The 20,844-nt window shown below is 52.5% G+C and carries 14 protein-coding genes; 12 read left to right on the top strand and 2 right to left on the bottom strand.

What is annotated here, in order from left to right; translation table 11 throughout:
- The first annotated feature begins 64 nt into the window (after positions 1-64).
- The 9 genes from ACN0YN_RS23920 to ACN0YN_RS23880 all read left to right on the top strand — a co-directional run bounded on the left by ACN0YN_RS23920 (position 65) and on the right by ACN0YN_RS23880 (position 11,568).
- The gene (locus tag ACN0YN_RS23920; protein WP_417387553.1) at positions 65-937 is read left to right on the top strand and encodes a YicC/YloC family endoribonuclease; all 873 of its coding nucleotides are present in this window, start codon (positions 65-67) and stop codon (positions 935-937) included.
- Between the two features lie 68 nt (positions 938-1,005).
- The gene (gene gmk, locus ACN0YN_RS23915) at positions 1,006-1,620 is read left to right on the top strand and encodes a guanylate kinase (RefSeq protein ID WP_417387552.1); all 615 of its coding nucleotides are present in this window, start codon (positions 1,006-1,008) and stop codon (positions 1,618-1,620) included.
- The gene (locus tag ACN0YN_RS23910) at positions 1,604-1,882 is read left to right on the top strand and encodes a DNA-directed RNA polymerase subunit omega (protein ID WP_417387551.1); all 279 of its coding nucleotides are present in this window, start codon (positions 1,604-1,606) and stop codon (positions 1,880-1,882) included. The genes gmk and ACN0YN_RS23910 overlap by 17 nt, the downstream gene beginning before the upstream one ends.
- A 17-nt stretch (positions 1,883-1,899) precedes the next feature.
- On the top strand, positions 1,900-2,460 hold the full coding sequence (locus tag ACN0YN_RS23905; protein WP_417387550.1) for a flavoprotein: 561 nt from the start codon (positions 1,900-1,902) through the stop codon (positions 2,458-2,460).
- Positions 2,461-2,510: 50 nt separating this feature from the next.
- Positions 2,511-3,134 (top strand): phosphopantothenoylcysteine decarboxylase, encoded by a 624-nt coding sequence (locus ACN0YN_RS23900; protein WP_417387549.1) that lies wholly within the window; start codon positions 2,511-2,513, stop codon positions 3,132-3,134.
- 477 nt (positions 3,135-3,611) lie between these two features.
- On the top strand, positions 3,612-5,912 hold the full coding sequence (locus ACN0YN_RS23895; RefSeq protein ID WP_417387548.1) for a DNA translocase FtsK: 2,301 nt from the start codon (positions 3,612-3,614) through the stop codon (positions 5,910-5,912).
- 398 nt (positions 5,913-6,310) lie between these two features.
- Positions 6,311-7,885 (top strand): citramalate synthase, encoded by a 1,575-nt coding sequence (gene cimA, locus ACN0YN_RS23890; RefSeq protein ID WP_417387547.1) that lies wholly within the window; start codon positions 6,311-6,313, stop codon positions 7,883-7,885.
- A 201-nt stretch (positions 7,886-8,086) separates the two neighbouring features.
- Positions 8,087-11,011 carry a valine--tRNA ligase gene (locus tag ACN0YN_RS23885; protein ID WP_417387546.1) on the top strand — a complete coding sequence of 975 codons (2,925 nt, stop codon included), beginning with the start codon at positions 8,087-8,089 and terminating at the stop codon, positions 11,009-11,011.
- 152 nt (positions 11,012-11,163) lie between these two features.
- Positions 11,164-11,568, top strand: coding sequence for a bifunctional nuclease family protein (locus ACN0YN_RS23880; protein ID WP_417387545.1), 405 nt, complete (start codon positions 11,164-11,166; stop codon positions 11,566-11,568).
- Positions 11,569-11,653: 85 nt separating this feature from the next.
- On the opposite strand, the gene ACN0YN_RS23875 is transcribed toward ACN0YN_RS23880, so the two are convergent.
- Positions 11,654-12,604 (bottom strand): glucosamine-6-phosphate isomerase, encoded by a 951-nt coding sequence (locus ACN0YN_RS23875; protein WP_417387544.1) that lies wholly within the window; start codon positions 12,602-12,604, stop codon positions 11,654-11,656.
- Positions 12,605-13,096: 492 nt separating this feature from the next.
- On the opposite strand from ACN0YN_RS23875, the gene ACN0YN_RS23870 reads away from it, so the two are divergent.
- The 3 genes from ACN0YN_RS23870 to ACN0YN_RS23860 all read left to right on the top strand — a co-directional run bounded on the left by ACN0YN_RS23870 (position 13,097) and on the right by ACN0YN_RS23860 (position 19,171).
- Positions 13,097-14,299, top strand: coding sequence for an efflux RND transporter periplasmic adaptor subunit (locus ACN0YN_RS23870; RefSeq protein WP_417387543.1), 1,203 nt, complete (start codon positions 13,097-13,099; stop codon positions 14,297-14,299).
- 53 nt (positions 14,300-14,352) lie between these two features.
- Positions 14,353-17,517, top strand: a complete 3,165-nt coding sequence (locus tag ACN0YN_RS23865; RefSeq protein WP_417387542.1) for an efflux RND transporter permease subunit — start codon at positions 14,353-14,355, stop codon at positions 17,515-17,517.
- 361 nt (positions 17,518-17,878) lie between these two features.
- A complete protein-coding gene (locus tag ACN0YN_RS23860; RefSeq protein WP_417387541.1) occupies positions 17,879-19,171 on the top strand; it encodes a hypothetical protein in 1,293 nt (430 codons plus the stop codon).
- An 81-nt stretch (positions 19,172-19,252) separates the two neighbouring features.
- Here ACN0YN_RS23860 and ACN0YN_RS23855 read toward each other — a convergent pair whose 3' ends face one another.
- Positions 19,253-20,392: a 3-oxoacyl-ACP synthase III family protein gene (locus ACN0YN_RS23855; RefSeq protein WP_417387540.1), complete on the bottom strand. Its 1,140-nt coding sequence runs from the start codon at positions 20,390-20,392 to the stop codon at positions 19,253-19,255.
- Positions 20,393-20,844 lie beyond the last annotated feature (452 nt).

Here is a 20,844-nt window from a genome sequence, read left to right as displayed (position 1 = left end):
GATGGTTCTTTAAACCTCAAATCGTTCCTGTTATTTCAGAAAAGAGTGTGTTGTGCTGCTGGGCATGACTGGTTTTGGAAGTGCGACTGCTGAAGATGACCGACTTTCGGTCCATGCAGAGTTACGTACCGTCAACAATCGCTACCTGAAAGTTTCGTCCCGTTATCCGGACTTCTACGCCAAACTGGGCAGCCAGATTGAGAAACTGATTCGCGGTTCCATCTCACGCGGGACTGTGAACCTCACACTGCGAATCGACAGCCTGGATCGCACCAGCGATTACCTGCTGGACGAAAAAGTCATTAAACAATACTGGGAACAGCTCAAGCACCTGTCTGAAATCTGTCATACTCCGCTGCCCGATCACGTCGACAGCCTGTTGACATTACCCGGTGCAGCAATCGACAATTATTCGCGTTCTCACACTCCCGAATCGGACTGGCCTTTAATTGAACAGGCGATTTGCGGCGCGTTAAAAGAACTCACTGAGTTCCGCAAGAAAGAAGGCGAATCGGCCCAGGCAGATCTGGAAAGCAGTAACCAGGTCATTCGCCAGCAACTGGAAGTCGTCAAAGAGAAGGCACCACGGGTCGTCACAACTTATCGCGATCGTCTGCATCAGCGACTGACAGATCTGCTGAAAGACCAGGAGGTCGAACTGGACCCTGACAGCCTGATTCGTGAAGTCAGCATGTTTGCCGATCGCTGTGACATCAACGAAGAAATCAGTCGACTCAGCTGCCATTTAGAGCAATTTGACTCAATCCTCTCAGCGAAAACGTCTCAGGGTAAAAAGCTGGAATTTCTGGTACAGGAGATGTTTCGCGAAATCAATACCATCGGCTCGAAAGCCAACGATGTTGAGATTTCTCATGCCGTGATCGAAATGAAACTGGCTGTTGAGAAAATCAGGGAAAACGTCCAGAACGTTGAATAGAATAGTAGTACTGATCTCCTGCGGATAAATAGAGAGACCACCCGACGATTACTCTGGAGCTTTGCCAAGTGCCTGAATCCCAAGCCAGTATCCCACCGGACATTCCGATTGTTGTGCTTTCCGGCCCGACGGCCAGTGGAAAAACAACCATCGTCAATCGTCTGATGCAGGAGACACCGGTCAAGCTGATCAAAGCGATCTCGGCCACGACCCGCCCTCGTCGGAAGGGGGAAGTGGATGGGGAAGATTATTATTTTCTGACAAAAGAAGAGTTTGAAAAACGGCAGGAAAATAACGAATTCCTTGAATGTGAACAGGTTCATGGGTTGGGATACTGGTATGGAACGTTAAAATCAGAGGTGGGCCGGGCCGCGGAAGAAGGGGGCTGGCCATTTCTGGAGATCGATGTTCAGGGAACTTTGAAGCTCAAAGAACAGTTCCCCCAGACCATTACGCTCTTTGTCAGAACATCCTCCGATGAAGAATATGAAAAACGAATCCGCAATCGGGGAACCGAATCGGAAGAAGTAATCGAAAAACGGCTGACGACAATTCGCAAAGAACTGGAGCAGGCCCAATATTATAGTCATGTCATTATCAATGACGATCTGGAACGTGCTGTCACAGAAATCGGCACCATCCTGAAACAACGGGAGCAAGAAATTAATGCTGGAAGAATTTAAAGAAGAAGAAATCGTCAACAAAGTCGGCGGCCGTTTCAAACTGTCTTCACTCATTCAAAAGCGCATCGTCGCTTTGAACCGGGGTGCACGACCACTGGTTGAACTGCAGACCAAAAACCACATGGAAATCGTGGTTCAGGAAATCATGGAAGACAAAATCTACCTCGACCAGTCTGGCGAAGTAGCCATCACAGACGATGCAGGTCCGCTGGATGCCATCGAATATGACGATGCCGGTCCGAGCCTGGAAGATCTGGTCTAACAGACTAGCGCAGAACCATGAACACCGGAAACCTACCCATGCAGGGGCGTGAAATTCTATTAGGTGTTTCTGGAGGTATTGCCGCATACAAGACGGCTGACCTGGCCAGCAAACTGGTCCAGAAAGGGGCAGCCGTCAGTGTGGTGATGACACAGGCCGCGCAGAAATTCATTGGCGCGACCACATTTGAAGCCCTCACCGGCCGCCCGGTCTACCAGGATGGATTTTCCCCCAGGGAACATTTTCAGGGGGAGCACATCGGCCTGGTCAGAAGGGCCGAACTGTTCGTCATTGCCCCCGCGACGGCCAACGTGATGGCACAGATGGCGCATGGCTTCGCGGAAGATCTGCTTTCCACGTTGACGCTGACCTGCACCGCTCCGATCCTGCTGGCACCAGCCATGAATGCCGACATGTGGGCCAAAGCCTCGGTTCAGCGCAATCTGGAACAGATCAAGGCAGACGGAATTCAGATCGTCGAACCGGGGGAAGGCTGGTTGAGTTGTGGTGTGATCGGGAAGGGACGGATGGCAGAACCGGCAGAGATTATAACCCGAATTGAAGAACTACTGGGGTAATTCGAAACTGCTCTGCCCTGCTTCGCTCCCCTCCATCGAATGATCCTCACATGCGAATTCTGATCACAGCCGGCCCGACGCGAGAATACCTGGATGATGTCCGTTACCTGTCCAATGCGAGCAGCGGACAGATGGGTTACGCTTTAGCCCGCTCTGCGATTGCCGCTGGTCATGAAGTCGCGCTGGTATCAGGCCCGGTCACGATCCCTCCCCCGGCCGGCTGCGAGCTGTACCAGGTCGAAACCACCGATGAGATGTTCGCACAATGCGAAAAACTGTTTTCTAACTGCGACGGTGTGATTGGAACCGCCGCCGTCTGTGACTACCGGATCAAAACCCGCAAACCCGGTAAAATCGCTAAAACCGGCGAAGCGATCACCCTGGAACTGGTGGAAACGATCGACGTTCTGGCAGAACTCGGGTCCCAGAAAGGGGATCGCTGGGTGATGGGCTTCGCGCTCGAATCTCAGGATGCCCGTTTTAACGCCGTTCGCAAACTCTACAGCAAAAAATGCGATGCCATCGTGCTCAACAGCGTGAGTGCCATCGGTTCCTCCGAAAACTTTGTCGAAGTGATCGACCAGACTCAGGAGACCGTCGCGACTTACTCGGGAGAAAAGACCCGGGTGGCGGATTCTCTGATCGAATGGATCCAGCAGCATCTGGCAGGCTGATCGCCAACCCCCCTTTCTCTTGCTGCTGAAATACGGAACTCAGGCTAAAACCTGCCGAATCGGTTTAACCGTTACGACCGTCACGATGTGCTCCTGATAACTTCCGCTGACTGCTCTAACCCGAACCGCGCTGCCGCGTGTGGTAAAAACACCACATCGTTTGATGAGTTTTTTCCACCCACCCTCCGTTTGTGTGCTAGGTTTGAGTGTTAAGGAAATCAACATCTTATTATGAATCCATACTTTTGTTTGGTACGTCTCAATGCCCCCCATTGAGACACTGGTCGTGAAAATATTCCCGTCTGTTGATGTTCTTGGGTTTTCATCGCAGACGGGAACTATTTTTCACTCGGACAAAATTTCTGGTTAATCCCCACAAAAAAAGAAGCCATCTTTTTGCGTCCGCTTTGCGCGCCGTTGATCCTCCTTTGAATAAACAACCCGAACGTTATTACATAGATTTGCAGGTTGGTCAGCATGATCGACATTCAACGGTTCAAAACAGATTTAATCGCGCTGGGATTACTGGCAGCGACAGTCTTTCTTGGACTGAGTCTGTTCAGCTATGACCCCGCAGATCCCCCTGCTCAGCTCGTCTATCCCGTCCGTGATGTCGCACAGAACCTGTGTGGCGACTCCGGCGCTCAGATTGCCCACTACCTGCGAACCGGTTTCGGTCTTGGTGCCTGGGGAATCTTCCTTGCATTAATCGTCGTCGATATGCGGATGTTCTCGCGGCAGGAAACGTCGGGCGTTCTGGTGGAACTCATTGGCTTAAGTCTGATTCTGGTTTCTATCTGCATCGTCAGTCAGATGATGCTGGGACAGAACAGTGCCACCCCGCTGATTGGCAGTGGTGGCTATATTGGTGCGCTCGGCTTTTCACTGCTGGAAACCCGGTTTTCCGTCGCTGGTTCTTTGATCCTGCTGACCTCCATGTTTCTGGCCGGCCTGTTACTGACTGCCGATACGCTTCCCGTTCGTCTCTTTTTTTCCTGTCTCACCTTTCCCTTCAAAGCCTTGAGCCGTGAATCGGCTGAAGTGGATGAAGAAGAAGAGACAGAGGAAGAGGAGTATGAAGAGGAAGAAGAAATCGTCGCAGAAGAAGAGGAAGACGAGTACGAAGAAGAAGAAGTCGTCGCTCCTAAAGCAAAAGTGAAACCAAAGAAGCGCAAGCCCATCAAAGTCAATCCGCCGGCGGGAATTCGCCTGGCGCGACAGACACAGCCCATCGAGCAAAAAAAAAACAGCTCGTATAAGCTGCCCGGGTTAGAACTGCTCGAAGACGCCGAAGACTTCCCGTTCGAGATGCTGGCGAAAAAAGCCGAAGAGGCGGCGGAAGTTCTGGAAAACACCTTCGCTGACTTCGGTCTCGATATCCAGGTTTCTGAAATCGATACCGGTCCAGTCTTAACCCTGTTCGAACTGGATCTGAAACCAGGTCTGCGTGTTGCCAAAGTCACCGCGCTGGCTCACGATCTGGCCGTCGCTTTACGTGTGCCTTCCGTGCGAGTGGTACCTTCCATTCCCGGGAAAAACACGGTTGGCGTGGAAGTTCCCAACGACAAACAGGTCATGGTCCGTTTGAAAGAGCTGATCGAATCCTGCTCAGATGAAACAGAAAAAAGCCGGATTCCCCTCTTCATGGGGAAAGACGTCAGCGGCCATCCTCTGACTGCCGACCTGGCCAAACTGCCTCACCTGCTGATCGCAGGTCGAACCGGTACCGGTAAGAGTGTCTGTCTCAACACACTGATTCTGTCGCTGTTGATGACACGCACACCCAATGAAGTCAAAATGCTGATGATCGATCCGAAGATGGTGGAATTGAGCGGCTACAAACGCATTCCGCATCTGATGCATCCCGTGATCACAGACATGAAAAAAGCGGAAGCCGTGCTGGCGTGGGCCGTCGACAAGATGGAAGAACGCTACGACCTGCTTGCCCGTTGCGGTTCGCGTAACATCGAAAGCTTCAACAAACTGGGTAAGGACAAAGTGCTGGAACTGGCCGGCATTGATCCTGACTCGGAAGAAGCCCTGCAGATGCCGGAAAAAATGCCTTCGATCGTGATCGTCGCGGACGAAATTGCCGACATGATGATGACTTCCGGTAAAGACGTGGAAGCACACATTATCCGTCTGGCTCAGAAATCGCGTGCGGTCGGAATTCACCTGGTTCTGGCAACTCAGAAACCAACCGTCGACGTGATTACCGGTCTGATCAAATCCAACCTGCCTGCCCGCGTTTCGTTCCAGGTAGCCAGCCGTGGCGACAGCCGTGTGGTTCTGGATGAAAACGGAGCAGACGCCCTGCTCGGTAATGGTGACATGCTCTACCTGGCTCCGGGAACCAGTAAACTGACCCGTGCCCAGGGTGCCTATGTCAGTGACGAAGAAATCGAACGCGTGATCGACTTCTTCAGTGATATGGAACCGGAATACAGTCCGGAACTGGCACAGATTACGTCTGCCAACTCCAAGAAGAACAACGGTGGCGAATCCGACCGTAAAGAAGACAGCCTGTATAACGAAGCCGTCGAAGTCGTGATCCGTGAAGGTCGCGGTTCTGTTTCCCTGCTGCAGCGAGCATTGGGAGTTGGTTACGGTCGTGGTGCCCGCTTGATTGACTACATGGCTGAAGATGGCATCGTCGGTGAGTATAACGGCTCACAGGCACGTGAAGTCTTGTACACAATCGATGAGTGGGAAGCGATGAAGTCCAACCAGTTTGAAGACGATTACGGCGAAGAGGAATACGAAGAAGAGTTCGTTTGAGCATCCGTCCCCTGCCCGTTCGGGAATCTGACCTGAAAACAGGGCGAAATCGGCTTTTCGTTTGACTCATCCCCCCGTGCTGCTTATGATCTTTCCATCGACTGTTTGTTATCGATTCCTATCAAGAGGAAGGCTCTCTGGTCTATGTTGTCTGTCTCAAATATGGTTCGCATCTGCGACATTATTATTATTTGTGAAATTCCAGACTCCCTATGACTTGAGGATCATTACCAATTTAACAGATTTTCATAACCTCAGGTCACAACCTGAGGTTTTTTTGTTATGGGGACCAGGACAGATCAAGCATTGCCCTGTGAACGCCTGAAAAGAATAAGAATATCAGCAGACACTGAAACCAGAGTGATCTCACACGTTTAATCAATAAGAAAGCTCCAACGATGGCCCGAATTCAGATGTATGACACCACTTTGCGGGATGGCAGTCAGGGAGAAGGCGTCAACTTCTCACTGGAAGACAAGCTGCAGATTACCGCAAAGCTCGATGAGATGGGTTTCGATTACATTGAAGGCGGCTATCCCCTCTCCAATCCGAAAGATACGGAATATTTCCAGCGTGTCGCGGAAATGGATCTGAAGCACGCCAAAGTCACCGCCTTCGGCATGACCCGCCGCAAAGAGATTGAGGCCAAAGACGATGTCGGCATGCAGGCCTTGCGTGATTCACAGGCCCCCGTGGTCACCATTGTCGGTAAAACCTGGGATCTGCATGTGACGGAAGTGCTGCGGGTCTCGCTCGAAGAAAATCTGGCGATGATCGCCGATTCGGTTGGCTTCATCAAATCCTGCGGACGCGAAGTCATCTATGACGCAGAGCACTTCTTTGACGGCTTTCGTGCCAACCCTGAATATGCACTCAAAACCATCAAGGCGGCAGCCGACGCGGGCGCAGACATCGTCATTCCCTGCGACACCAATGGTGGCAGTCTGCCTGAAGTGATTGCCAAGTACGTTGACCTGGTCCGTTCCGAAGTGAATGTCCCCCTGGGAATTCACTGCCATAACGACTGCGATCTGGCGACTGCAAATTCACTGACGGCCGTCGAACACGGTGCCATCCAGGTTCAGGGAACCATTAACGGTATCGGAGAACGTTGCGGCAATGCCGACCTGATCAGCGTGATTGCCAATCTGGTGACGAAAAAAGAAGGCTACTCGGTACTCCTCGACAACAACCTGCATAACCTGACGGAACTCTCACGCTACGTTTACGAACTGGCCAACATGAATTTCCGTTCCGGCCAGCCTTTTGTCGGCAGCAGTGCCTTTGCCCATAAAGGGGGCATGCACGTGCACGCGGTCAATCGCATCGCACGCAGTTATGAACATATCGAACCGGAAGTCGTCGGCAACGAACGCAAGGTGCTGGTCAGCGAGTTATCGGGACGATCCAACATCGTCGCGAAAACCACCAAGCTGCAACTGGATAACGATCCGGAACTGCTCACGCGGATCCTTGAAAAAGTTCAGGACCTCGAAAACGAAGGTTACCAGTTTGAAGCCGCGGAAGCGTCGTTTGATCTGCTCGTCAAAAAAGTCGCTGGAACTTTCAAACCGCATTTCGAAAAGATCCACTACCGCGTGAATGTGGAATCGGATAATTCGCATGAGCCGCTCACCGAAGCCACAATCAAACTACTCGTCAACGGACAGCAGGAACATGTGGTCGGCGAAGGGGACGGTCCGGTGAATGCCCTGGATACGGCGCTCAGAAAGGCCCTCTGCCCTGCCTACCCGGCGCTCGAGAAAATGCATCTGGTAGACTACAAAGTCCGCGTGATCAACTCTGCAGAAGGGACCGCCGCCAGTGTGCGTGTGGTGATCGAAAGCCGTGATGAACACAAGGTCTGGAGCAGTATCGGCGTCAGTGAAAATGTGATCGAAGCCAGCTGGCTGGCACTGGCAGACAGCGTCGAATACAAGCTCTACAAGGACGAGGGAACAATTTTAACCTGACCCGTGTCCCCTGAGACGGAATCCTCAACCGAAATCTGTTCCGGAATTCAAATCCCAGACCGTCAACAATGCCCGTCCTGCCTGTTTTTGCGATATCGGAACTGGTATAGTTCGTTTCAGTAACAGAAAAACACCTATTTCGTGGCAGAGCGATTTCTCCACTTTAACCATATCTTCAAGCACAAGACCCCATTCGAAATCATGACCGAATCGTTAGAGAAACAATATAATCCTGAAAGTGCACAACAGAAGTGGTACCAGTTCTGGGAAGAGAACGGCTATTTTCACGCCGAGCCCGACCCGGAAAAAGAACAGCACACGATCATGATTCCGCTCCCCAACGTCACCGGTGCCCTGCACATGGGACACGCGCTCAACGGCACGCTGCAGGACCTGATCACCCGCTGGCGACGCATGCAGGGCTACGAAGCGCTCTGGATGCCCGGAACCGATCATGCCGGCATCGCCACCCAGGCTGTTGTTGAACGCCGCATGAAGGAAGAGGAAAACCTGACGCGGCACGACATTGGTCGCGAAGCACTGGTGGAACGAATCTGGGAATGGAAAGACCAGTACGAAAAACGTATCCTGAATCAGCTGAGAAAGCTGGGCGCCAGCTGCGACTGGCAGCGCACCCGCTTTACCCTGGACGACATGTGCTCCAAAGCGGTTCGCCGTACCTTTCTGAAGCTGTTTTCCGACGGGCTGATTTATCGCGGCAAACGTCTGGTCAACTGGGACCCGTTCCTGCAGACCGCTGTTGCCGATGATGAAGTCTTTTCTGAAGACATTGCCGGCCAGTTCTGGACCTTCCAGTATCCGGTTGTCGGCAGTGACGAACGGATTTCCTTCTCGACCACGCGCCCCGAAACCATGCTCGGCGATACCGCGGTTTGCGTGCATCCTTCCGATGAACGCTATACGAATCTGGTCGGTAAACTGGTTCGCATCCCTTTAAACGGACGCGAAATCCCGATCATTGCCGATGCTTTACTGGCAGACAAAGATCTCGGAACCGGGGCCGTCAAAGTGACGCCCGCGCACGATCCCAACGACTATGCCTGTGGATTGCGAAATGATCTGGAACAGATCAACATTCTGAATCCGGACGGCACCATGAACGACGCGACCGGCGAGTATGAAGGCCTGGATCGTTATGCGGCCCGTAAAAAAGTGGTCGAAGACATGGACAAGCTCGGTTTCTTTGTTGAAGTCGAAGACCGGCAGATCCCCGTTAAACACAGCGACCGTTCCAAAACTCCGATCGAACCCTATCTGTCCGATCAATGGTTCGTCAAGATGGACACGCTCGCGCAGTCCGCCATTGATGCCGTTGACGACGGCCGTGTGCGTTTCTTCCCCAGCCGCTATTCCAAAACCTATCTGGACTGGCTCAAAGAGAAGCGGGACTGGTGCATCAGCCGTCAACTCTGGTGGGGCCATCGCATTCCCATCTGGTACTGTGACACCTGTTCTGAAGACGATTTGAAACAGGCGTTCGGCGATCGATACGATGTAAGTTTCCGTCGGGATGATGAAGACACCTGCTGGCTGATCTGCAGTGAAACCGATCTGACCGGTGATGAACTGGGAGTCGCGCACAAACTGATCCAGGATGAAGACGTTCTGGATACCTGGTTCAGCAGTGCCCTCTGGCCGCATGCGACTTTAGGCTGGCCCGACAAGAACCCGGACCTCGATTATTTCTATCCGGGCAGTGTCCTGGTCACCAGCCGCGATATCATCACCCTCTGGGTGGCCCGCATGGTGCTGACCGGCCTGTACAACATGGGCGACATTCCCTTCAAACATGTCTGCATCCATCCGAAAATCCTGGATGGTTTCGGACAGACCATGTCCAAATCCAAAGGGAACGGCGTCGATCCCATGGATCTGATCGATAAATACGGCGTCGATGCGGTCCGGTTTACGATCGCTTCATTCGCCGGTGAAACACAGGACGTCCGTCTGCCCGTGGGTTATGAAGATCCGGAAACGGGCGAAGTCGTGCCTCAAACTCTGGAACATCAGACAACGATTCCCGCCGGCGGCGAAAAACCGCGGATCAAATTCCCCAAGAGTGGAAAATCATATCAGTACACGAGTCCCTGGTTCGACCCGGATCCCGGCGAAAAGGTGGCACGCATCGTCAGTGAGCGATTCGAGTACGGCAGAAACTTCTGCAACAAACTCTGGAACGCCAGTCGTTTTGCCATGCTGAACCTGGAAGGGTACACCCCTGCTCCACTGTCGGAATCAGATCTGACGATGGAAGACCGCTGGATTCTCAGTCGGCTCTCCACGGTTGCCGAAGAGATGTCCACCGTCTTAAGTCGCTACCAGTTCGATGTCGCGACGCGTGCGATTCGCGACTTCACCTGGAATGAATTCTGCGACTGGTACCTGGAAATGATCAAGCCCCGCCTGTGGGATGAAGAACAGAAGCCGGCGGCACAGCGCGTTCTGGTGGGAGTCCTCGATACCCTGCTCCGACTGCTGCAGCCTTTCGTCCCCTTCATTACCGAAGAACTCTGGCAGCGACTCAACGAAATCGCTCCCGAACGGGGTCTCTTCACGCCGGAACCCGGGGCAGAAAGCATCATGATTGCCGCCTGGCCCGAACCACCGAAGGAGTGGCAGGATCCTCAGCTGGAAAAACGGTTTGAGCGTCTGCAGGAAATGATTGTCGCCGTACGAAATATTCGTGCCGTCTATAAAATTTCCCCGTCAGTGCCGCTGCAGCTCTTCCTGCGATGTGAATCCAGCGTGGCAGATGACATGCAGAATGTCGCGGGACAGTTTGACAACCTGGCGAAAACATTACTGGAATCCGCGGGCGCGGATGTCCAACGTCCCAGCGGATCAGCGACGTTTTCGCTCAACGATGTCGACGGTTTCATCGCGCTGGAAGGAATCATCGATCTGGAAGCCGAGCTGGTACGTCTGCGAGGCGAAGCAGAAAAACTCGAGAAACATATCGAAGCCAGCGAGAAGAAACTGGCCAATAAAAACTTTGTCGATCGTGCCCCCGCCGATGTGGTGGCAGGGGTTCAGGAGACGCTGGCAGGAAATCAGAAACAGTTGCAAAGTGTTCTGAAAACCATCGACGAACTCGAAGGAAAATAGGCTGAGCTTCCTGGCTGCGAATTCAGACAGGATCTGTTGCCCTGCCCGGAATCGGTGTATAATAACTTTGCGACCACAGGTATTTCAGTTTTAAATTCGTCACATAGAATCTGGTTTGCAGTGAATTCCCTGCCTGACCTGAGGAGGCTCTCTTGTTAGTGGAAATGGAGTTATCTCGCATTATTATCAGCGAGATCGGCGATCAGCAGGTGATTTATCTGCGCGAAGTGGAAGGCGAGCGTGTCTTCCCGATCCTGATTGGAATCTTTGAAGCCACCACGATTGACCGCCGCGTCAATCAGGAGTTTTCTCCTCAGCGACCGCTGACGCACGACCTGTTGAAAAACACGATCGAATCCCTGGGAGGCACCTTAAAAGATATCGTGATCACGCATCTGGAAGATCACACCTACTATGCCGTCCTGCGGGTAGAACAGGATGGCGAGCTGATCGAGATCGACAGCCGCCCCAGTGATGCCATCGCGCTATCGATTCATTACGATCCGCCTCTGCCAATTTATGTCCATGAATCGGTGCTGGAGCAAACAGCCGGTTAAGCGTTCTCAGCGACACGACAATGAAAATAATAAAGGCAGCTCGAAATCAGTATTCGAGCTGCCTTTTGTGTTGGTTTTGAGTCGTTTAGTTACATTCGGCAACCAGTGGTCCGGCCAGTTCATCCAGAATGATGAGTCGACCCGGCTGAGTCGTCATGTAAGTGGAAGGAATCCAACTGGTGGGCTCATGTCGCAGAGTCATCCAGACACTCATTCCCTGCCACTGCATGCCACGCGAGAAGATACCGTCACAACCGCCGATAATCTTGTCGGCCTGCAGGAAGCAGCCTGGTCCAATTGTGTTGGCATACGCGGGGACCAGAGTCGTGCGGCTCTTGAAGCTGGTGATGGCGTTCTGCTCGATGGTCAGAGGATGCAGCCTGGCACCGATGCGGTGAGTCTGTGCTTTCCATTCTTCTTCGGAATTAAATTCACCGGCAAAATGCGGTTCCCAGAACGCGATATGACAGACACGGCCGATACCGAAGATAACCCCCAGTTTCGCACCCGCGGATTTCAATTCGCCGATTTTTTCTGCATAAGAAGGGAGTACGTCTTTTGTGGCAAAGTGACGTTGATTTTCGGGAACTGTTAATTCACCCAGCGGACCGTAAAAGGCTTCCTGCATGGCGTACTGGAACGCACCGGGGTTAGTGGGAGGCAGAGTATTGCCTTCTGCGTCACTCCATTCATCCATGTTGAAACCATAAACATGGTCGCAGGAGACGCCCCATTCCTTGAGGAAGTAGACAGCCCAGCGATACATGCCCATCGGTCCCACAGGCAGGATCAATGCCAGCTTTTCACCAGCATCGCGAGACTGCTTAATCGTTAAAGCGATCTCATGTCCCAGCATCGTATCAAAGTCAGTGACGCTCCCGCACATCACAGGCTCAAAGCCTGCATGCCACCAGGACTGGCGGTCTGTAATGGTCGTCGGATCGGCACTCATGCACTGGTCGATTTTGGCCAGGTCCCATCCTGCTGGAAAATACCCTTCCATCATGGAACCGGCAATTGTACTCATTAAATCCATCGTTTTTCCCTTCTCAAAGCGATTTCACAGGTTGGACAAACTGTGCTGACTGTCAAAAACAGATAATTTCTTATCATTGTTGCAAAATTCAGAAACTGGAGTGGATTTTAGCATAGAAATGGCATAAGAACAGGAAAGAGCAGCCTGCGATTTGACAAACAAAAGAATATTTAAACAAAGCCATTGAGAACGACAAACATCTTGAAATCTCTTACCGATATAGTTCTAATAGATGAGCTGAGTCGGCATCTTAAATGATTTGTCGATCCTGCCTTAGCTTACCTGCCTTAAACAACCAGAAGTTTATCTTTAAACGATAACCGACAACCTGCCCGATTGCACAACGGAGTCCCTCTGTTGTCATACATCAAGCGTCTAATGCAAACCGATTTTCACTGAACTCAGGTTCTGCCAGCCAGAATTCTCGATCAGTAAACTATTTGTTTGGCTACTGACACTTGCTGCGGTTCACACAACCGGAGAAACGAAAAGATGAAAGTACTGATTGCCCCAGCATGTACGGCCGTTGCAATGATTGCAGGCTGGCTGGTCTACGAGCACTCCCTGAACAATACAGAAACTGCCCCCAAGAAAATCCTGACTGAACCGATCGCGGTACAAGTCACCCGCTCCACGGAAAAAACTCTCGAGAAACGCATCACCCTGGTGGGTAACCTGGAAGCGGGCTCCCAGGTCGAAATCCGCTCCAAATACAGCGGCTATATCAAAAACATCCCCTTCGACGTCGGTGAGCAGATCAAAGCCGGCGATGTGATTCTGGAACTGAATGACACAGAACTCCAGGAAATGGTCAGCAAAGCAGATGCATCTCTGACCGTTGCCAAGGCACAACTGAAAGCGCAGCTCACCGCTCAGGATCTGGCCCTCAAAGCGTATGAACGCCTGCTGGTCCTGCAGAAATCGGGGGTCAGCACGCAGCAGGAGATGGAAGAAGCGTTGGCCAACAAGGCGATTCAGGAAGCGCAGACCGAACTTGAAGAAGCCCGGGTGGAACAGGCCAAATCGGATCTGGAACAGAGCCGCCTGCGTCTGAGAGAAAATAAAGTGCTGGCACCGACGAATGGCTTTCTGGCAGAACGGATGGTTGATGTCGGCGATCTGGCAAAACCGGATGTCCCCTTAATGAAAATTGTGAATCTGGATCATGTCCGGACCGTCGTGCATATCGTGGAAAAAGATTATGAAGACGTCAAACTCGGACAGAAGGCACTGATCTCCGTTGATACCTTCCCGGGTCGCACGTTTTCCGGTCATGTGAAACGGAAAGCACCGGTGCTCGATCCACAGACCCGCACCGCCGCCGTACATATCGAAATCCCAAATGCCGACTTCTCGCTGAAACCGGGCATGCATGCCCGCGTGCAGATTGTCTTTGAACATCGCCACAAAACCAGCGTCCTGCCGATTGCATCACTCACCCGCAGAAAAGATGGCCCTGGTTTAGCCGTCTTCATCATTGGTGGCAATCCCCCGATGACCGAACGACGCAACATTGAAACCGGCATTAATAACGGAGAACTCGTCGAAATTCTGTCCGGACTTAAACCGGAAGACCTGGTCATTACTCTGGGGAACCGGATGGTCGATGAAGGACAGACCGTTACCCCCGTGGAAGTCCCCATGGATCAGGTGATTCAGGCCCCGCCTCCGTTACCGCAGAAAACTAATTTGTGATCAGGATGATCATTTGGTTCAACAGTAGATCATAAATTCCTGAGAAATCCATTATGTCCCTGACCCGACTGGCAGTCCAGCGTCCGATTACAACCCTGATGTCCTCACTGGTGCTGGTCATGCTGGGCGGGGTTTCTTTGTCGCAGCTGGCCGTGGATCTGATGCCTGACATTCAGAATCCCAGCGTCAGCGTGATCACAATTTATGAAGGCGCAGGTCCTGACGAGGCGGAAAAACAGATTACCCGCCCGATCGAACAGAACCTGAGTTCTGTCTCGGGCATCGAGAACATCCTCAGCAGCAGCATGGAAGGGAGCAGTACCGTCCGTCTGCAGTTCCAGTGGGGCACCGATCTCAATCTGGCAATCAACGAAGTCCGCGACTCGCTGAACAAGCTGAGAAACAAGCTGCCTGATGGCGCAGAAGATCCTTATATCCGCCATTTTGATGTCGCGGACCGCCCCATTCTGTACCTGGGGTTGAACAGTGATCTGGACCCGATCACGCTCACCCGCCTGACGGAAAATCAGATCATCCCCCAGTTCGAACAGCTGGAAGGGGTTGCCCGGGTCCGCATGCGGGGCGCAATTGAACGCGAGATCCAGATCAACCTGGATCGCAGCAAGCTCGAGTCGCTCAATATGGGCGTCAACGAAGTCATCAATGCGCTGAAGCAGGAGAATATCAACCAGCCCGCCGGTAATTACGAGGAAGGCAATTTAAACCTGCATATCCGCAGCCAGGGGGAATTTACCAGCCTGGATCAGATCGAGAATACGGTCGTTCGTGAACAGGCAGGTGCCACCGTTCATGTCAGAGATATCGCTGAAGTCGTCGATGGGGAAAAGGAACGGACAGAACTGACCCGGATGAACGGGCAGCCCGGCATTCTGCTTTACGTATATAAGCAATCGGGTGCGAATACAATCAGCGTGAGCGATCAGGTGCACAAACAGGTCGAACGGGCTAATAAATCGATCCCGGACGTGAATCTCACAATTCGCGTGGACAACTCGGAATACATTCGTCAGTCGATTGCCAACATCCAGGAAGCCGCCCTGTACGGAATGGGGCTGGCGATTCTGGTTCTGATTGTGTTCCTGCGCAGCTTCCGCAGCATGCTGGTGATTGGCGTCTGTATGCCCCTCTCTGTCCTGGCGACATTCACCCTGATTTATTTTCAGGGCTTCACATTGAATATCATCTCTTTCGGCGGACTGGCACTGGGCGTCGGTATGCTGGTTGATAATTCGATCGTGGTGCTGGAAAGTATCTTCCGCAAACGGGAAGAAGGGCTCGACCCCAAGACAGCGGCCATTGAAGGAACGGAAGAAGTCTCCTCCGCCATCATTGCCAGTACGATGACCACACTGATTATCTTCCTGCCTTTGATCTTTATTCATGGCACAACCGGGATTCTGCTGCATCAGCTGGCCTGGGTGGTCGGTTTTTCGTTGATCTGCTCGCTGGTCGCCAGCCTGACTCTGACACCGGTCATGAGTGCCTACTGGATTCCGGACCAGACCCCGCAAGCACATTCGCGCTGGTCGCGTCCCTGGTTCGCGTTAATTGACGGCTTCCATAACATGAACCATCGCATGCTGCTGGTACTGGAGTGGATCTATGAACGCATCTTAAAATTCAGCCTCAAGCACGCCACCATAACCGGTTTTCTCCTGCTGCTCTGTTTCACGACCACACTGGGATTGATCCCCCATATCAAAACAGAGTTTTTGCCGAAAACAGACGAAGCCGCGATCAATGTCTTTTCGCGAATGGCTGCCGGAATTCAACTGCGAAAACTGGATCAGCAGACGCGGATTCTGGAACAGGCAACCATTGAAGCAGTGCCCGAAGCAATCGCCATCGCCTCCTTTATTGGTGATGGTGCGGACGACGCGGATCAGTGGAACCGCACCACGTTACGAATCCAGCTGCTCCCCCGCGGCGAACGCGAACGGGGAATCGAAGAAATCCGCAAGGCACTCGACGATGCGATCGGCCCGATTCCCGGCATGAAAGTCCAGGTGAAAGCTCAAACGGAAATGATGCTGATGCGGATGATCGGGAGACGGGGTGGCGGAGATCTCGTGGTCCAGGTCGCCGGCCACAATCTGTTGGCCGCGCAACAGATTGTCGACCAGGTCGTCTCCGTCATGAAGCAAACCCCCGGTCTGATCAATGTCGAAGCGGAAGTTTCGGATAAACGGCCTGAACTGACCGCATCCATCGATCGGGAAAAAGCGGGGCTGCTCAAAATCAGTGTGCAGGATATCGCACAGACTCTGGAAACGACCATTCGGGGAACCGAAGCCACACTCTATCGCGAAGAAGGAGACGAATTTCCCGTCGTTGTCCGTTTGCGGGCGGAAGACCGCGATCAGATGGATGACGTGCAACAGGTCGGTGTGACGACGGCAACCGGCCGTACGATTCCTTTGAAGAATATGCTCACCTTTCAAGCCAACGAAGCCCCCGTGGTCATTGAACGCCAGAACCAGCAGCGAATCCTGAGAGTCTTTGCCGATGTCGAAGGACGGGACCTGGGGAGTATTGTGCCTGAGCTGGAGGACAACCTGAGTGCCATCCAGATTCCCTCCGGATTTTCGGTCAGTGTGGCAGGCGACTGGGAAGAACAGCAGAAGAGTTTCACAGCGCTGAAACAGGGATTCATCCTGGCGATTCTTCTGATGTATATGATTATGGCTTCGCAGTATGAATCATTGAGCGATCCGTTTTACATCCTGTTTGCGGTTCCGCTGGGGATGATTGGCGTCATCTGGGTCTTTGTGTTCACAGACACGACTTTGAACGTGCAGTCTTTCATCGGCATCGTCGTTCTGTCGGGAATTGTGGTCAACAATGCCATCGTGCTCGTCGATTACATCAACCAGCTCCGGCGGCGCTACCCGGAACGACCGGTCAACGAGTTGATCATTCAGGCCGCCACACGTCGTTTCCGACCGATTCTGATGACCACGCTCACAACCGTTCTTGCCATGATCCCGATTGCACTGGGCTGGGGCGAAGGGGGCGAACTGCAGGCTCCCATGGCGCGTGTTGTGGTCAGCGGCCTGATTGCCGGAACCACGATCACCCTGCTGGCGATTCCATTGATCTACCAGACCTGTACTGTTCCTGCTGCGAATAGAACAGCGCAAAACAGGGAAGTTCCCGTACCGGAACCGCTCCTCGGCGAACCGGTAAAATCCAGCTGAAATGACGGGGAATTCCGGTCTACGATAGCATCAACTCCGCCGGTCTGTCTATAATACGCGTCACGTGTCTTATCAGACCTGGAATGGTACGCTGGTCGAAATGGTCCGCACGCTCGCTGGCGTGCTCGCCTGACATTGACCTCCTGTCAGTACAGGATTGATGGACCACTGGTTTGTATTCGTCTGCACGAGTCTGTTCGGGTTTTGCCATCTGAGATCAGATTAACAGCAATTCCTGCACGATTTCAGTCTGAATACGAACTGAGGGATTGACGGTCTTTCTGTTACGGATTTTGCAATACAGGATGTTGTCAATCGGGCATCTCTCTCATCTCTGGGCATCTGGATATACACTCTGACGATGATGAATCAAAAACCGGCACTGATTACCGAACCAATTCCTTATAAAACTCTGTTTCCCTGGCTGAACCTGTTTCGGGTATTTCGGCTGGCTGTTGATTTCCAGAAAATTCTGCTGGCCATTGCAGCCATTCTGCTGCTGATGCTGGGCAATCAGCTATTTAATCAGCTCCCGTTTGCACCCGGGCAACCGGTGACCACCCGTTCGTCACTCGTACATCAGAGAATCGTATTCCCTCCCCGGAATTCCGACCTGTTTTTACATTCTCCACAACAGGGGCTGACCCCGATTCCGGAACAGTCTCCAGGACTGGTCGATTACATTCAGGGGGCCACCCTGCTGGAACCGATGTCCTATTTCACCAGGCCGGTTCTGACCCTGTTTGAAACCGGCGCCAGCTGGAGTTCGCTGGCGTATGCGACCACACAGCTGTTGTGGGCAATTATTATCTGGGCGGTATTTGGAGGTGCCATCACCCGAATTGCCGCCATTCAGTTTGCGCAGGATGATCACATCGGCATCCGGGCGTCGCTGGGCTTTTCACTGAAACGAATCCTGTCGCTGGTCAGTGCCCCCCTGCTCCCGTTTGCGGGCATGGGTTTCTTCTGGGTCCTCTGCCTGCTGATCGGACTGCTGGGTAATATTCCCAGTGCCGGCGGAGTCATTGTCAGCCTGTTCTGGGGACTGGCTTTTCTGTTTGCGTTCGTCATGAGCCTGATCCTGCTGGTCACACTGGCCGGCTGGCCTCTGATGATGACCACCATCAGCGTAGAAGACAGCGATGGCTTCGATGGCTTAAGCCGCATCTTCAGCTATATTTTCGGACGGATCTGGTATTTTCTGTGGCTGGTCTTTGTCACACTCTGTTACGGAACCGCCTGCCTGTTCCTGGTCGAACTCTTGATGCAACTGGTCTCCCACCTGGCATTCTGGGGCGTCAGCTGGGGCATGGGCAGCGAACAGGCATTTGATCTGTTCAACCAGGGGCAGACCAATCTGGCCACTTCCATTTCCAAAGGCTGGGGCTCCCTGCTCAATATCACGTTTTCCGGTTTTGTGATCAGCTTCTTCTGGTCGGCCAATACTGTCATTTATTTCCTGTTGAGGAAATGTGATGACGGCACGCCCATCGATCACGTCTACTATGCGGAAGAAGACCCTGACGCAGCAAATGAGCTGCCGCTGGCAGGGGTTGCCAAAGCAGGTGAACCTGTAATTGAACGGCCTGTGACTCCAGACACGACGGGTGACGACGAACAGCAGGAGTCGAAAGAGCCAAGCGACCCGGAGTAAGCCGGCACGGGAAGACTGAGCGTACTCTGACAGTCAGAGCACGCGCGGCATTCACTGAGAATCAATCGACAAAGCGAGGATCTACCAGCGGAACAGACCTGTTCCCCAGGCGAGTCCGGCACCGAAACCACTCAGGAGAATGGTATCGCCGCGATTGATCCGCCCTGACTGGAACGCTTCGTCCAGCACAATTGGAATCGATCCCGCAGAGGTATTTCCATAGCGATCCAGATTATTAAAGACCTTCTCGCGAGGAATTCCCAGCTGTTCACAGGCAGAATCGATGATTCTGATATTGGCCTGATGCATCAGGAACAGGTCGACTTCATGCACACTCATGCCGGTTTTGGTCAGCATCAGATCAATCGAATCGGCAACCGTTCGCACAGCCCACTTGAAGACACTGCGGCCATCCATATTCAGGTAATGACGCCCGGCAGCGATATCATCGGCAGTGGCAGGATTACGGGTTCCGCCGGAGGGTCGGTCCAGCAGAGAACAACCACTGCCGTCAGATCCCGTCTGATAGCAGGTCAGTCCCTGATGAGGATCACCCTTTGAGAGCAGAACAGCACCGGCACCATCACCAAACAGGGGAGCCACCCGGCGGTCTTCCGGATTCACGATGCGGCTGTTGCAGTCGCCGCCAATCACCAGAGCCAGCTTACTGTTTCCCGTCGCGACATACTGGGCAGCAGTCACCAGGGCATACATGAAACCGGCACAGGCAGCCTGCAGATCAATGGCAGGAGCATCCAGTCCCAGGCGATCCTGCACCAGGCAGGCCACGGAAGGACATTGAAAGTCCGGTGTGAAGGTGCCGACAATCAGCAGATCGATGTCTTCCGGATTAACGCGGGCGGCACGGATTGCTTTCTGTGCTGCTTCGTAGCATAAATCACTGGTTGCCATTTCTGGTGGGGCATGCCGACGTTCCAGAATCCCCGTGCGTTGTTCAATCCATTCCGGGTCAAATCCAAAACGCTCCTGCAGATCGTGATTTGTAACGACGTTGTCTGGTACATACGATCCACTCGAAACAATTTGTACTCCCAACAATGAATTAGTTCGTTGACTAATCACCTGGCGACCACGCTTGCTCTCTATTTTTTTTGTCTCAGGTGCCTGATCCTGTTGTTGATTTAACAACCCGGACGCATCCAGAACTGATTCCAGATCTGTTGAATCGACCTGATTATTTGATTGAAATTTCAAAGACATCTTGTGCATAATCCTGACATCCTTATTCAGTTTGAGTCAAACCTGTCGAACAGACAGAGCTCGACCTCCTTTCAACACGAGTCCGATCGTGATGCAGCACAATTCCATTGAAGATTGAACTCAGGATGAGATTCGGCTTCAAATGTCGATGCACTAACTGATTACCAAAACGATTTCGCGTCAGTAACCAAAAGCTATAAAGACTGGCAGCAAGACGGGTAATAACAAATCTCACTGACTGCTGACGACTGCCGTTCAGACCTGATTCGTCAACAATGTTCGCAAAGTATAGCGTTTCATAAAATTGGAAACTAGCGAAATATAGAAAATTCCAGCTAACGTATAATATAGGCAAGATTCGGTGTCCTGCAAATAAACTTAAAAGCCTATTTTGACACATTTTAGACTTAATTCAATTTCGGTTCTCGATAAGTTTTGGAATTCGGCAGATA

This window comes from Gimesia sp., from assembly GCF_048260065.1.
Classification (GTDB): Bacteria; Planctomycetota; Planctomycetia; order Planctomycetales; family Planctomycetaceae; genus Gimesia.
The sequence above is the reverse complement of the archived record's forward strand: the minus strand, read 5'-3'. Positions and strand labels throughout refer to the sequence as shown.